We start from the raw sequence: 13,967 nt of genomic DNA on the forward strand, positions 1-13,967 counted from the left end.
GTAAAGTTGACTAGGCTTGTCGTAGTGGATAAAGTCAGCAAGAGAAGTCAGTCAACTACTGCTAGAAGGGATTGATTTTTAAAATGATAGAAGAATTTGATGATGTATTTGAAGATGATATTACTACTCTGACATTTACTTATGCGGATGATGTAGTCATTCCAGAAATTCCGGATGCAGAAGGTATTCATATTGTAGAGATAACAAATAATCAGCTAGTTATAGAGCATACGCGCGATGATGATGAGGTCTATGATTATATAAAGAGTTTTGGATTAACAAGTCGTCCTATAAAACTTTCAATTGAATTTTGTGTTTACGAAGATTCTGAGGAAGAAGAAAATTTTTAGAATTTAATGGAGAAAATCTATGATTCAAATCATCGTCAATGCTTTTGTGGAAAAGGATAAGACTGGAGCTGTTGTAGAAGCCTTGTTTGCTAGTAGCAATCACGAAAAGGTGAAAGTCAAGTATGAAGAGCTAGTTGCTCAATACCCCGAAAACTATTTAGCAATTTATTATGATTTGCCATTGGATACTGATTTGAACACACTAGATCACTATCCATCTGTATGGATTGGGAAAGAAGAGTTTGAATAAGGTTTCTCTCGATTGCTTAGCTGTTGTGAAACATCAACAGAATATTACATATAAAAACTAGAGAGGAAAGAACACCAGGTTCCATTAATTTGGACCGAACAATCAATCTTTGATAGAATAAAATAAATAAAAAGAAAGGAACAAGGGTATTCGTATTAACTAAAAATGAATATAGGGTACGAACTTTGATGACACGTTGAAGTTGCGGAATATTTTGTGACACAGGAAAATAGAGTACCTCCCTCACATGTACGTTAAATTGAAAACATAGTACAATCAGATCAAGGATATGTCTGTGTTTTAGTAGTGAGCTGGAGTTTGTTGATATGCTTGAAGATAAGAGGAATAGTAATATGAAGAAAGTATTTATATCACATAGTAGTAAGGATAAGGACTTTTTTGTGAGGCCGTTGGTTGATAATTTAAAAAAGAGTCTTGGAGAAGACCGCCTAGTTTACGATGAATTAACATTTGAATCGGGGGCAAAAATAATAGAAGAAATCCGCCAAACAATCGATATGACTGATTTATTCGTCATATTATTATCAGAAAATTCATTATCTTCTGAATGGGTAAAACAAGAAATTCTTTGGGCAAAAAATCTAGACTCTAATTTTTTAGATGAACAGAGAATAATGCCAGTAATCATTGATGATATAACTAAAGATAATCAAGAGATTCCAGAATGGTTAAAAAAATATAACTTAAGAAATGTTAAATCACCAAGCAAGCTATCAAGAATGATATTTTCAAGAGTCACAGAAATTTCTTGGAAAAACAGTGAGTTTTTAAAGAAAAAAACAAATTTATTTGTCGGTCGTAATTCTGAGATGGAGAGTTTTGAGAGTAGGATTAATGATTTTACAATTGAAAAAACAAATTTTATTATAGCATCTGGAATGAGCACAGTGGGGAGGAGGAGTTTTTTAAAGAGAGCATTAAATAAAACTGGTATAGTAAGGGAGTCTTACTCCCCTCCAATAATTGTTTTGGATGGGCACCAAAGTATAGAGGATTTTATAAAGGAATTATCTAATGTTTCAGACTTGGATGTTGATATTGACTTAATGAGTAGCACTTTAGATAAAAAAATTGACCTTGCATTTGACTTGTTACGCGTTCTAAATACTGACTTGAAAGATAAACTGTTTATAGATGACCAAGGAGCTATTGTAACTCATACTGGAGAATTGGCGTACTGGTTTAAACAAATAGTTGAAAAATTTAATTCAAGCGATTATGTTGATATATCAACTTGTATAATGAGTAAGTATAAACCCCACTTTATATATTCCTTAAAGAATATGTTCCATCTTCACATAGATGTATTGAGTCCTAGTGATAGAAATAAGTTACTTTTCCAATATAGCAATCTTAATGATTTGATATTAGATAAGCCAGAATTAGCAGCTATAAGTCAACTATTTTCAGGATTTCCTGAAGAAATATTCTATACAATTGATGTCATTAAGGAAAATTCAAAAGAATACTTTTATAAAAACACACACATTATTTCAGACTATTCAGACAACAAAATACAGTCAATAATTTCAGGGTTTAATTATACTGACAATGATAATAAAGTATTGAAAATATTGTCTAAGTTTAACTTTATCAATTTAGAATCCTTATCTAAAATTTTGGAATATGCTTCAATCCCAGAAAAAATCAATGATATTGAGAAGTATATGAGACATGGGATGGTAAATAAAATTGGTGTGGACGGTGAGTACATAACACTTAATTTAGCTGCAAAAAATTACTATGAGAGACAAATTCATTTAGAAAAGCAGTTATCAAATGCGTTAGATAGATTTGTTGGCTATATAGATATAAATGGCTCTAATCTAGATATTGCTGATGAAATGTTTGTTATGCAGGAAAAATTGAGATTAGGTAAAGAAGTACCATTAGCCAAGCTTATTCCGTCGTATTATCTAAAAACGATGAAGAATCTATATGATAATAGAAAAAATTCTGCTGTTATAAAATTAGCTGATAGCATTTTGCACTCAAGCGATGTATTAGACAGCTATATAAGGGATGAAATTCGATTTTTCTTGTGTAGTTCATTAGCAAGATTAAAGGATGAACGATTTAAAGACGAAGTTCAAAGTATTTCAGGATATAAACACAATTTTTTATTTGGTTTTTATTACAGACAAATAGGTCGTTTTGATCTGGCAATTGAACGTTTCAATAAAGTTTTGGAAGAGAATAGAACTTACTCTCAAGCTAAAAGAGAGCTAGTCTTACTTTATAATAAAATTGGAGAATATGATAAAGCTTATTTAATGGCTAAAGATAATTATGAAAATAATCGTAATAACCCCTATCATATACAAGCCTATTTTCAAAGTGTACTTTATCAAAGGGAGGACTCTCAACCATTATTAGAAAAGAAAAGAATATTGGGAACTCTATTGAGTGATTTTGAGAAGATTGATTCTCCAAGTGCGCGAAATATGTTTCTAATATGTAAAGCAAAATATAATATGGAGATTGAAAAAGATTACTCTCAAGTTCAGTCTACATTAGACCAAGCGAGTAAAGAGTTTCCAGAGGATAACACATACATATTGTTGTTTCAGGTGGATTTCTTTGAAAGAACTAAAGATTTACGTCAATTAGAAAAAGTATTGGAGCTTATGAAAAACTCTAATTTCAATCGCAAAAATAGCAATTATTATAATGACTTTTTAAAGTGTCAAATATATATTAATGCTATGAAAAATAATGAAATAGAGTGGAAAGAGAATTTATCAAAGCTTACCCTATCAGATAGTGCTAAGTCTACTATCAATGAACGAGCAGAGAAACTTATGAATAAGTAATAAAAAGGAAGATAAAACAATATGATCAATCGTTACTCTCGCCCCGAAATGGCGAACATTTGGACTGAGGAAAATAAGTACAAGGCTTGGCTGGAGGTAGAGATTCTGGCTGATGAGGCCTGGGCTGAGCTGGGTGAGATTCCCAAGGAAGATGTGGCCTTGATTCGTGAAAAGGCTGGCTTTGACATTGACCGCATCTTGGAGATTGAGCAGGAGACGCGCCACGATGTGGTGGCCTTCACGCGGGCGGTTTCTGAGACACTGGGTGAGGAGCGCAAGTGGGTGCACTATGGACTTACCTCGACCGATGTGGTGGATACGGCCTACGGCTACCTCTACAAGCAGGCCAATGACATCATCCGTGAGGATCTACGTCGCTTCACTGACATCATTGCAGAGCGGGCGCGGGAGCACAAGTTTACCATCATGATGGGTCGTACCCACGGGGTGCATGCGGAGCCGACGACTTTCGGCCTTAAGCTCGCGACTTGGTACAGCGAAATGAAGCGCAATATCGAGCGTTTTGAGCTTGCAGCGGCTGGTGTAGAGGCTGGGAAAATTTCTGGTGCGGTTGGGAACTTTGCCAACATTCCGCCATTTGTAGAAAGCTATGTCTGTAAGAAATTAGGTATCCGTCCACAAGAGATATCGACTCAAGTCCTGCCACGTGACCTCCACGCTGAATACTTCTCAGTTCTAGCCTTGATTGCGACATCTATAGAGCGCATGGCGACTGAAATCCGCGGTCTGCAAAAGTCTGAGCAGCGCGAGGTGGAAGAGTTCTTTGCTAAGGGGCAAAAGGGTTCATCTGCTATGCCGCACAAGCGCAACCCTATCGGCTCTGAAAATATGACTGGTCTGGCGCGTGTCATTCGTGGTCACATGGTGACAGCCTTTGAGAATGTCTCTCTCTGGCATGAGCGCGACATTTCCCACTCATCAGCTGAGCGGATTATCGCTCCGGACACGACCATTCTTATCGACTACATGCTCAACCGCTTCGGTAATATCGTCAAGAACTTGACCGTCTTCCCAGAAAACATGAAGCGTAACATGAACTCGACCTTTGGTCTTATCTTTAGTCAGCGGGCTATGTTGACCTTGATTGAAAAAGGCATGACGCGGGAGCAGGCTTATGACTTGGTACAGCCAAAGACAGCCCACTCTTGGGACAATCAAGTAGACTTCAAGCCTCTGCTCGAAGCGGACCCAGAAGTGATTTCCCGTCTGACTCAGGAAGAGATTGATGAAATCTTCAATCCTACTTACTACACCAAGCGCGTAGATGAAATCTTCAAGCGCGTGGGCTTAGATTAAACAAAAAGATAGGCACTTCGTAAGAAGCGCCTATTTTCTTTATCTTAAATTTGACTGGCCAGTTGCCCGATTTTCTTGAGCATTTCTTGGCGTTGTTGGTCTGTTTTGCGTTCTACCCCGTTGAGCTCTGTCAGTTTGACTGGAGAAATACCGCAAGGTTTCAGGATTTGATTTTTAAGTACCTTGCCATAGTCTTGGACGAAAGGCAGGGCAAAACCTGGAGTATTGTGGCTGACGATAATCCAGCCGGTCTTGCCTTGCAGGTGGCCTTGGAGTCCGACTTTCTTATAAGAGTAGGCGAAGTCAGCAGCAAAGACACGGTCGATAAAGCCTTTGAGAATGGCCGGCATACCGCTCCACCAGATAGGGAAAATAAAAATCAGATGATCTGCCCAAGTAATCAAATCCCGGTATTTGGCCATTTCGGGGTCTTTGTGCAGGTCACGGCGTCTATGTTCTTGGTCAAAGAGCAAGATTGGGTCAAAATTTTCAGCATACAAGTCTAAGGTTTTCACCTCATGCTTCTTAGAAAGATTGCTTTGAACTTCTTTGAGAATAGCAGCATTGAAGCCAGTTGGGCTGGGGTGGGTGTAAATAATCAAGGTTTTCATGATCGTTCTCCTTTGATATAAATGTCAAGCATGTGCTCGATCGTGCTTTGGATGGCTTGAGGATCAAGGTCTTGTCCGATAGGACTGTTGGTCAGAACGGCCAGACCGGTGATAAAGCTCCAAAAGTGAAAAAGGCTTTCCGCTTCGCTATTGCTAAAATTTTCCTCCTTGCGAAGCTTTAAAACAAGTTCCTTAAATTTATCAAATCCAGGCAAGTCAGACTCTAAGAGGATGGTGTCCTGCGTCACCTTCATATATTTAAAAGGAAATTTGATAAAGAGAGCTTCGAAAAAATGAGGGTAGGTCTTGGCAAAAATAATGAAATTAAGACCAAGCTGGGTCAGCTGATCACGCGCAGAACCTGTCGCATCAATATTTTCATTGATTTCCTGATTGAGAAACAGCGAGAGCTGGGTCAAAACCACCTTGAGGTAGCCTTCCTTGCTCTCAAAATGGCGGTAAGGGCTGCCGTGAGTTACACCGCAGGCCTTGGCAACAGTCCTTAGCGAGAGCTGTTCAATTCCATGTTTTCCGATTTCGTCAATCCCCGTTTGAATGAGCTGTTCTTTCAGCTGGGCAGTATTGCGTTTCATGTATGTCCTCCTGAAGTATACACTGTCTACTTATCTATCTTTAGTATACACTGTCTACTTTTTCTTGTCAACTAATTTGATGCTTTCTTCTAGTCTAGGATGTGACAGAATTTGCTTTCGGTAAGATAAAATGTTAAAATAATATCAAAATGATAGCGCTTTCTTTTTAGGGTGGGTTGCTCATGTAAAGAAACGCTGAGAAACGGAGGACACCTATGAAGAAAATTATCAATAATCCAACAGCGGTTGTGGACGAGATGCTGGACGGCTTGGCCTATATTCACAGCGATTTGGTTTATCGGGTGGAGGGCTTTGATATCATTGCCCGCAAGAGTGAGAAGACAGGCAAGGTTGGCCTGATTTCTGGCGGTGGCAGTGGGCATGAGCCTTCCCATGCTGGCTTTGTCGGTGAGGGTATGCTGTCGGCTGCCATTTGCGGAGCGGTTTTTACTTCACCAACACCTGACCAGGTCTTGCAGGCTATCAAGGAAGCAGATGAGGGAGCTGGAGTCTTCATGGTGATCAAGAATTACTCCGGTGACATCATGAACTTTGAAATGGCTCAGGAAATGGCTGAGATGGAAGGGATTGAGGTGGCTAGTGTCGTTGTCGATGACGATATCGCAGTGGAAGACAGCCTCTATACGCAAGGTCGCCGCGGAGTGGCTGGTACCATCCTTGTCCATAAGATTCTAGGGGATGCGGCGCGTGCAGGCAAATCTCTGACTGAAATCAAGGCTCTAGCTGACGAGCTGGTCAAAAATATCCATACGGTCGGCTTGGCTCTGAGCGGAGCAACCGTACCGGAAGTCGGCAAGCCTGGTTTTGTTTTGGCTGATGATGAGATAGAGTTCGGTATTGGCATCCACGGTGAGCCCGGCTATCGCAAGGAAAAGATGCAGCCGTCTAAGGACTTAGCCAAGGAATTGGTCGAGAAGCTCAGTCAGTCCTTTGAGCTCAAATCTGGCAAGAAAATTGGGATCCTCATCAATGGTATGGGGGCAACGCCGCTCATGGAGCAGTATGTCTTTGCAGCCGATGTAGCAAATCTTTTGGCAGAAGCTGGAGTCGAAGTTGTCTATAAAAAGCTGGGTAATTACATGACTTCCATTGATATGGCAGGGATTTCTCTGACCTTTATCCAGCTGGATCAGCCAGACTGGCTGACAGCTCTCAACAGTCCTGTCACGACAGCCGCTTGGTAAGGAGGTGCTTATGGACGCAGCAAGAGCAAAAAAATGGATGCAGTTGTTTAACGAAAAGATCCAGAATCAGAAAGACTATCTGTCTGATCTCGACACTCCCATCGGAGATGGCGATCATGGTGCCAATATGGTCAGGGGAATGGCGGCAGCAGTAGAGAGTCTAGCTGCTAAGGATTTTGCCAGTGCGGCTGAGGTTTTTCAGGTTGTTTCCATGCAGCTGATTAGCAAGGTCGGCGGTGCTTCCGGGCCTCTTTATGGTTCGGCCTTCATGGGCATGGCCAAAGCTGAAAAAGACGGCAAAGACTTGTCAGGAGTCATCCAAGCTGGACTGGACATGATTCAGAAGCGGGGCAAGGCTGTGCCTGGTGAGAAGACCATGGTGGATGTCTGGTCAGGAATTCCTCTTTCTCTGCAGTCTGGAGAATTGACGCATGAAAAGATTGGTTCTCTAGTGGAAGCGACCAAGGATTTGAAGGCGACCAAGGGGCGGGCTTCCTATGTCGGTGAGCGTTCTATCGGTCATATCGATCCCGGTTCGGCTTCATCTGGTCTCCTCTTTGAGGCTCTTCTAGAAACGGAGGCAGACTGATGGCAGATACTGGCATTCTTATCGTTTCCCATTCCAAAAACCTAGCCCAAGGCTTGTTTGACCTCATTTCGCAGGTGGCGGCAGATGTGGCCATCAGCTATGTGGGCGGGTTGGACGACGGTAGCATTGGGACCAGCTTTGAAGGGATTCAGGCAGCTTTAGATGCCAATGACAAGGACACTATTTTGGCCTTTTTCGATCTGGGTTCGGCTCGGATGAATCTAGAAATGGTCGCAGACTTTTCTGACAAGGAAATCATTATCAATAATGTTCCTTTGGTAGAGGGCGCTTATACGGCTGCTGCCCTTCTTCAGGCTGGGGCAGATTTGCCTAATGTTTTGCTTCAGGTCCGTGAATTAGAAATAAAAAAATAGCCGTTTTTCTAAAGACTTAATAAACGACTTCAATTGAAAAATAAGGAACATTTTATATCAAAAAGCTGGGATTTAATCCCAGCTTTTTTGCTTTATCCTTGTACCAATTTTCAGGGAAATAGCCAGTATTTCTTAATTTTTTCTTCTTTAAATTGATTAAAAATAGGACAAATTTATAGTCCATGTTTAATTTTTGACACTATTCGCTTTTTAATGAACAAAAGTTTTTAGAATGGATTGCAAATTGGTATAGATAGACTTATAATAGATATAAGTACACAAGATGAAACAAAAAACGACAGCCGATTAGAAGCCATCGTTTTCAATCTTAGTGGTCCCGATTGCAGGAAATGAACTTAATCTTGAAGAAGTCACCGCGTTTGTAAGTTTCGCTGTACTCTAAGATCTGTCCTGTGCTTTCCAGCTGGGTAATCTTCACCTGATGAACGGTTGGGAAGTTGGTATCAACTTCCAACACTTTCGCAACATCTTTTGGTGTTGGGAAGACAATTTCGTTGGTCTCTTCAAAATGTTCATCATTCATGTGAATGTGGTAGTCAGTTTTGAAGCGGTTGTAGATAGAGCTGTAGTAGTCCATATCTGGATAGTTAGGATTGATGTACTGCTCAGGGATATAGGTTTGGTGATAGATATAGACTTTATCGCCAGTCCGTCTGATCCGGTCAATCTTATAGTAGAACTGCGTTGGTGCCAGTTCTAGCTTATCCAAGATTTTCAGGTCATTCCCACGCTTGATGGAGAGAACAGTCACCTTATCTTTTTGGATAGGGAAGGTCTCAACGTCAGAAAATTCCACCAGCTTGTGCTTTCTTGCACGTGAAACGAAGGTTCCCTTGCCTTGTTGGCGGATGATGTAACCATCATTGGCCAGTTCATTCAAAGCGCGGACAACAGTAATGGAGCTGACATTAAACATCTGAATCAGCTCAGCCTCTGTGTAAAACTTATCGCCATTTTCAAATTTGCCAGAAATGATTTGCTGCTTGAGCTCATCTTTGATTTGTTGGTATTTTGGAATAGCCATTTTGTTCACCTCTCTTTTTTTACTTTTCTTACTTAAGATTTTAACATATTTTAAAAAAAAATGTTGACATTTATGCAAAAATTTATTATATTAATATTAATAAGAGATGAAAGCGGTTTTATACCTGAGGGAACATCAGATGGCAAGATTCAAAATTGGTCATTCCTTCTGTTTGGATGATCGGGAGTTTAAGATTTTATCGGGAGCCATTCACTATTTTCGGGTACAGCCTGAGGATTGGTATCATTCCCTTTATAATCTCAAAGCTCTGGGCTTTAACACAGTGGAGACCTATCTTCCCTGGAATATGCACGAACCTCAAAAAGGTGTTTTTGACTTCCAAGGGATTTTAGATATTGAGGCATTTTTACAGACGGCTCAGGATTTGGGACTTTATGCCATTATCCGCCCTTCGCCTTTTATCTGTGCGGAGTGGGAGTTCGGTGGTCTGCCGGCCTGGCTGCTCAATGAAAATATGCGCATCCGCTCATCAGATGAGGCCTTTCTGCAGGCTGTAGCCAGTTATTATGACGAGCTGCTGCCGCGACTGACTCCAAGGCTTCTGGACAATGGGGGAAATATCCTCATGATGCAGGTGGAAAATGAGTACGGTTCCTATGGGGAAGACAAGGCCTACCTGAGAGCAATCAGACGGCTCATGGAAGAACGAGGTGTAACCTGTCCGCTCTTTACATCAGACGGACCTTGGCGGGCTACCCTTCAAGCTGGTACGCTGATTGATGACGATGTCTTTGTGACAGGAAATTTCGGCTCCAAGGCAGATTACAATTTTGCCCAGATGCAGGAATTCTTTGATGAGCATGGAAAAAAGTGGCCGCTCATGTGTATGGAGTTCTGGGATGGCTGGTTCAATCGCTGGAAAGAACCTATCATCAAGCGAGATCCAGACGAGTTGGCTCAAGCTGTTCACGAAGTGCTCAAGCAGGGCTCAATCAATCTCTATATGTTTCATGGCGGTACCAACTTTGGCTTCATGAACGGCTGTTCAGCCAGAGGTGTCATTGACCTGCCACAGGTAACTTCCTATGACTATGATGCTCTACTCGATGAGCGTGGCAATCCGACGGATAAGTACTATGCAGTCCAGAGGATGCTGAAAGAGCATTATCCAGAGTATCCGCAGATGGAGCCACTGGTGAAAGAGTCTTTTGAACTCGGAAATATTCCGCTCAGTCAGAAAGTCAGTCTCTTTGAGACCCTGCCTGACTTGGCAGAGCCTATCGAAAGTCTCTATCCGATGAAGATGGAGGAGCTGGGGCAAAATGTCGGCTACCTGCTCTATCGGACTTGGGCTAGTTGGGATGCTGATCAGGAAAGACTCCGTGTCATTGACGGCCGCGACCGTATGCAGCTCTATGTGGACGGTCAGCACATAGCAACCCAGTACCAGACAGAAATCGGTCAGGATATTATGGTGGACGGTCAGAAAAAGGCAGAGCACCAGCTTGACATTCTGATGGAAAATATGGGCCGGGTCAATTATGGGCACAAACTCTTGGCAGATACCCAACAGAAGGGCATTCGTACGGGTGTCTGCAAGGATCTGCACTTCCTGCTTGACTGGCAGCATTATCCGCTTCCGCTGGACCATCCAGAAAAGATAGACTTTTCAAAAGGGTGGCAAGAAAAACAACCAGCTTTCTACGCTTTTGACTTTAAAATGAAAGCGCTTAAAGATACTTATCTGGAACTGTCCGACTTTGGCAAGGGCGTCGTCTTTGTCAATGGTGTCAGCATTGGCCGTTTCTGGAATGTCGGACCGACCCTATCGCTCTATATCCCGCACAGCCTGCTCAGAGAAGGCGACAATCGCATCATTATCTTTGAGACAGAAGGGATCTACAGCGAAACCATTCACTTAGTTAACCAACCTACATTTAAAACAATAAAGGGGGAAAATCTATGACAATAGTAGGTGCACGTATCGATGGACGTTTAATCCATGGACAGGTAGCCAATCTTTGGACTACCAAGCTCAACATTTCACGCATTATGGTGATTGACGATGAGGTAGCTGAAAATGCTATCGAAAAGAGCGGACTCAAGCTCGCAACGCCAGCTGGTGTGAAACTTAGTGTCTTGCCGATTGCTAAGGCAGCAGAAAATATCTTGGCTGGAAAGTATGATTCGCAGCGACTCTTGATTGTCGCTCGCAAGCCAGACCGCTTCCTGCGGTTGGTCGAAGCTGGTGTTCCGCTGGAAACGCTGAACGTCGGCAATATGTCTCAGTCAGATGAAACTCGCTCCATTACCCGCTCTATCAACGTGGTAGACGCAGATGTTGAAGCCTTTCACAAGCTGCACGAAAAAGGAGTCAAACTGACCGCGCAAATGGTTCCCAACGATCCGGTTGAGGATTTCATGAAGTTATTAAAATAAGACAAAATTTTAGGAGGACATTGTTATGATACAATGGTGGCAAATTTTACTACTCACTTTGTACTCAGCTTATCAAATCTGTGATGAGTTGACCATCGTTTCGTCAGCAGGATCCCCTGTATTTGCTGGTTTCATTACTGGCTTGATTATGGGCGATTTGACAACCGGTTTGTTTATCGGTGGTAGCCTGCAATTGTTCGTTCTTGGTGTAGGGACATTTGGTGGGGCTTCTCGTATTGATGCGACATCAGGTGCCGTTTTGGCGACAGCCTTCTCCGTAGCACAAGGCATTAAGCCAGAGTTGGCTATCGCGACAATCGCAGTACCGGTAGCAACTTTGCTAACTTACTTTGATATCTTAGGCCGTATGACAACGACTTATTTCGCGCACCGTGTGGATGCAGCAGTTGAACGCTTCGACTATAAAGGTATTGAACGCAACTATCTCTTAGGTGCCCTTCCTTGGGCTCTGTCTCGTGCCCTCCCAGTCTTTCTGGCTCTGGCATTTGGTGGAGCATTTGTACAAGCGATAGTAGATGGTGTTGCTGGTGTGAAATGGCTGGCTGCAGGATTGACACTGGCTGGTCGTATGTTACCAGGACTTGGATTTGCTATCTTGCTTCGTTACCTTCCAGTTAAACGTAATCTTCACTACTTAGCTCTTGGTTTTGGCTTGACGGCTATGCTGACTGTGCTTTACTCAAACATTCAAACTTTGGGTGGGGCTGTATCTAGTATTGTTGGAACTCTTCCAAAAGATGCTGCGATCACATTTGCCAACAACTTCAAAGGTTTGTCTATGATTGGTGTAGCTATCTTTGGTATCTTCCTTGCAGTACAGCATTTCAAATACAGCCAAAGAACAGTAGTTGCTGCTCCAGCTGCTAGCACAAATTCAGAAAGTGAGGAAATTGAAGATGACGAACTCTAATTATAAATTAACAAAAGAAGATTTTAAACAAATCAATAAACGCAGCTTGTTCACCTTCCAATTAGGCTGGAACTACGAGCGGATGCAAGGTTCTGGCTATCTCTATATGCTCTTGCCTCAGCTGCGCAAAATGTACGGAGATGGCACTCCAGAATTGCAAGAAATGATGAAATTGCATACGCAATTCTTCAATACATCACCTTTCTTCCACACCATTATTGCAGGTTTTGATCTAGCTATGGAAGAAAAAGACGGTGTTAAATCAAAAGATGCGGTCAACGGTATCAAGACAGGTCTTATGGGACCATTTGCTCCTCTTGGAGACTCCATCTTTGGCTCTCTTGTGCCAGCTATCATGGGATCTATTGCTGCTACCATGGCTATCGCAGGCCAGCCTTGGGGAATTTTCCTTTGGATTGCTGTAGCAGTTGCTTATGACATTTTCCGTTGGAAACAGTTAGAATTTGCCTACAAAGAAGGGGTCAATCTCATCACCAACATGCAAAGTACTTTGACAGCTCTTGTTGAAGCGGCTTCTGTATTGGGTATCTTTATGGTGGGTGGTTTGATTGCTACTATGATCAACTTTGAAGTATCCTGGGTATGGAAGATCGGTGAAAAAGCTATTGATTTCCAAGACATGATGAATCTGATTTTCCCACGTTTGATTCCAGCAGTCTTTACAGGCTTTATCTTCTGGCTCTTGGGCAAGAAAGGAATGAACTCTACTAAGGCTATCTTCATTATCATTTTCATGGCAGTAAGCTTCTCTGCTATCGGCTACTTCCTGCTGGGACAAGTACCAGAGTAATGGAGTGATTTATGAGCAAGAAATTAGTTTTAGTCAGTCATGGTCGCTTTTGTGAAGAGCTGAAAACCACTACGGAAATGATTATGGGACCTCAGGAGGACATCCATGCAGTAGCCCTGCTTCCGGAGGAAGGTCCAGAAGACTTCGCAGCTAAATTCTTAGAGACGGTCAAAGATTTTGAGGATTACTTGGTTTTTGCGGATCTCTTGGGGGGCACTCCTTGTAATGTAGTCAGCCGCTTCATTATGGAAGGACAGGATATCGAGCTTTATGCGGGGGTCAATCTGCCCATGGTCATTGAGTTTATTAACGCTTCTTTGACTGGAGCAGAAGTCAGCTATCCATCCAAGGCAGCAGAGAATATTGTTAAGGTTAATGATGTTCTAGCTGGTCTAATGGATGATGAAGATGAATAAAAGCTTGAACAGCCACTTCTAGTTAGGTCAAGTCCTTGCGCTGTCAGCAGATGGGAGATTGCTGATAGGTGAAGATTTACTACAGTGGATGATTCAAGCATACTGGTCTAAGAGGAATTTGGGAGATGCCTCTTGGCCTAGGGAAATGGATGGTTCAGCATTGCAAAATGCAGTTGCTGTCTGGCTTGAAAAAGCTTGTTAAAAGCATAGTTCAAGTCTAGCCATCGTTGGGGGGTGGGAC

General features: G+C 42.1%; 15 protein-coding genes. 12 read left to right on the forward strand and 3 right to left on the reverse strand.

Annotated features, from left to right (window positions below; all coding sequences use genetic code 11):
• Nucleotides 1-83 precede the first annotated feature (83 nt).
• The 4 genes from RSK81_RS00320 to purB all read left to right on the forward strand — a co-directional run bounded on the left by RSK81_RS00320 (nt 84) and on the right by purB (nt 4,751).
• Nucleotides 84-350, forward strand: a complete 267-nt coding sequence (locus tag RSK81_RS00320; RefSeq protein ID WP_111705913.1) for a hypothetical protein — start codon at nt 84-86, stop codon at nt 348-350.
• Between the two features lie 19 nt (nt 351-369).
• Entirely contained in the window at nt 370-600 is a 231-nt protein-coding gene (locus RSK81_RS00325) for a phosphoribosylaminoimidazole carboxylase (protein ID WP_125357229.1), read from the forward strand.
• 353 nt (nt 601-953) lie between these two features.
• Nucleotides 954-3,434, forward strand: coding sequence for a toll/interleukin-1 receptor domain-containing protein (locus RSK81_RS00330; protein ID WP_185756160.1), 2,481 nt, complete (start codon nt 954-956; stop codon nt 3,432-3,434).
• Between the two features lie 21 nt (nt 3,435-3,455).
• The gene (gene purB / locus RSK81_RS00335; RefSeq protein WP_315687022.1) at nt 3,456-4,751 is read left to right on the forward strand and encodes an adenylosuccinate lyase; all 1,296 of its coding nucleotides are present in this window, start codon (nt 3,456-3,458) and stop codon (nt 4,749-4,751) included.
• A gap of 44 nt (nt 4,752-4,795) precedes the next feature.
• Here purB and RSK81_RS00340 read toward each other — a convergent pair whose 3' ends face one another.
• Both RSK81_RS00340 and RSK81_RS00345 read right to left on the reverse strand, forming a co-directional pair.
• On the reverse strand, nt 4,796-5,362 hold the full coding sequence (locus RSK81_RS00340; RefSeq protein ID WP_315687023.1) for an NAD(P)H-dependent oxidoreductase: 567 nt from the start codon (nt 5,360-5,362) through the stop codon (nt 4,796-4,798).
• On the reverse strand, nt 5,359-5,955 hold the full coding sequence (locus RSK81_RS00345) for a TetR/AcrR family transcriptional regulator (RefSeq protein ID WP_002911350.1): 597 nt from the start codon (nt 5,953-5,955) through the stop codon (nt 5,359-5,361). The genes RSK81_RS00340 and RSK81_RS00345 overlap by 4 nt, the downstream gene beginning before the upstream one ends.
• Nucleotides 5,956-6,170: 215 nt before the next feature.
• Here RSK81_RS00345 and dhaK point away from each other — a divergent pair, with 215 nt between their 5' ends.
• Genes dhaK through dhaM form a run of 3 tightly spaced genes read left to right on the forward strand, consistent with a single transcriptional unit; the run spans nt 6,171 to nt 8,123 of the window.
• Nucleotides 6,171-7,160, forward strand: coding sequence for a dihydroxyacetone kinase subunit DhaK (gene dhaK / locus RSK81_RS00350; protein WP_315687024.1), 990 nt, complete (start codon nt 6,171-6,173; stop codon nt 7,158-7,160).
• Between the two features lie 10 nt (nt 7,161-7,170).
• Nucleotides 7,171-7,749, forward strand: coding sequence for a dihydroxyacetone kinase subunit DhaL (dhaL, locus tag RSK81_RS00355; RefSeq protein ID WP_002908417.1), 579 nt, complete (start codon nt 7,171-7,173; stop codon nt 7,747-7,749).
• Nucleotides 7,749-8,123 (forward strand): dihydroxyacetone kinase phosphoryl donor subunit DhaM, encoded by a 375-nt coding sequence (gene dhaM / locus RSK81_RS00360; protein ID WP_002898815.1) that lies wholly within the window; start codon nt 7,749-7,751, stop codon nt 8,121-8,123. Before dhaL ends, dhaM begins: the two co-directional genes overlap by 1 nt.
• 328 nt (nt 8,124-8,451) lie before the next feature.
• On the opposite strand, the gene RSK81_RS00365 is transcribed toward dhaM, so the two are convergent.
• Nucleotides 8,452-9,168 (reverse strand): GntR family transcriptional regulator, encoded by a 717-nt coding sequence (locus tag RSK81_RS00365; protein WP_002907683.1) that lies wholly within the window; start codon nt 9,166-9,168, stop codon nt 8,452-8,454.
• 106 nt (nt 9,169-9,274) lie between these two features.
• On the opposite strand from RSK81_RS00365, the gene RSK81_RS00370 reads away from it, so the two are divergent.
• From RSK81_RS00370 to RSK81_RS00390, 5 genes are read left to right on the forward strand one after another with little or no spacing between them, the layout of a single operon-like run.
• Complete coding sequence (locus RSK81_RS00370) at nt 9,275-11,095, forward strand: glycoside hydrolase family 35 protein (RefSeq protein ID WP_002908420.1); 1,821 nt, start codon at nt 9,275-9,277, stop codon at nt 11,093-11,095.
• Entirely contained in the window at nt 11,092-11,568 is a 477-nt protein-coding gene (locus RSK81_RS00375) for a PTS system mannose/fructose/N-acetylgalactosamine-transporter subunit IIB (protein ID WP_002898809.1), read from the forward strand. The genes RSK81_RS00370 and RSK81_RS00375 overlap by 4 nt, the downstream gene beginning before the upstream one ends.
• 25 nt (nt 11,569-11,593) lie before the next feature.
• Complete coding sequence (locus RSK81_RS00380; protein WP_161544014.1) at nt 11,594-12,499, forward strand: PTS mannose/fructose/sorbose/N-acetylgalactosamine transporter subunit IIC; 906 nt, start codon at nt 11,594-11,596, stop codon at nt 12,497-12,499.
• Nucleotides 12,486-13,310, forward strand: a complete 825-nt coding sequence (locus tag RSK81_RS00385) for a PTS system mannose/fructose/sorbose family transporter subunit IID (protein WP_315687025.1) — start codon at nt 12,486-12,488, stop codon at nt 13,308-13,310. Before RSK81_RS00380 ends, RSK81_RS00385 begins: the two co-directional genes overlap by 14 nt.
• Before the next feature lie 11 nt (nt 13,311-13,321).
• Nucleotides 13,322-13,726: a PTS sugar transporter subunit IIA gene (locus RSK81_RS00390; RefSeq protein ID WP_002894390.1), complete on the forward strand. Its 405-nt coding sequence runs from the start codon at nt 13,322-13,324 to the stop codon at nt 13,724-13,726.
• Nucleotides 13,727-13,967 lie beyond the last annotated feature (241 nt).

It is taken from the genome of Streptococcus sp. DTU_2020_1000888_1_SI_GRL_NUU_041A (assembly GCF_032387735.1).
Classification (GTDB): Bacteria; Bacillota; Bacilli; order Lactobacillales; family Streptococcaceae; genus Streptococcus; species Streptococcus sanguinis.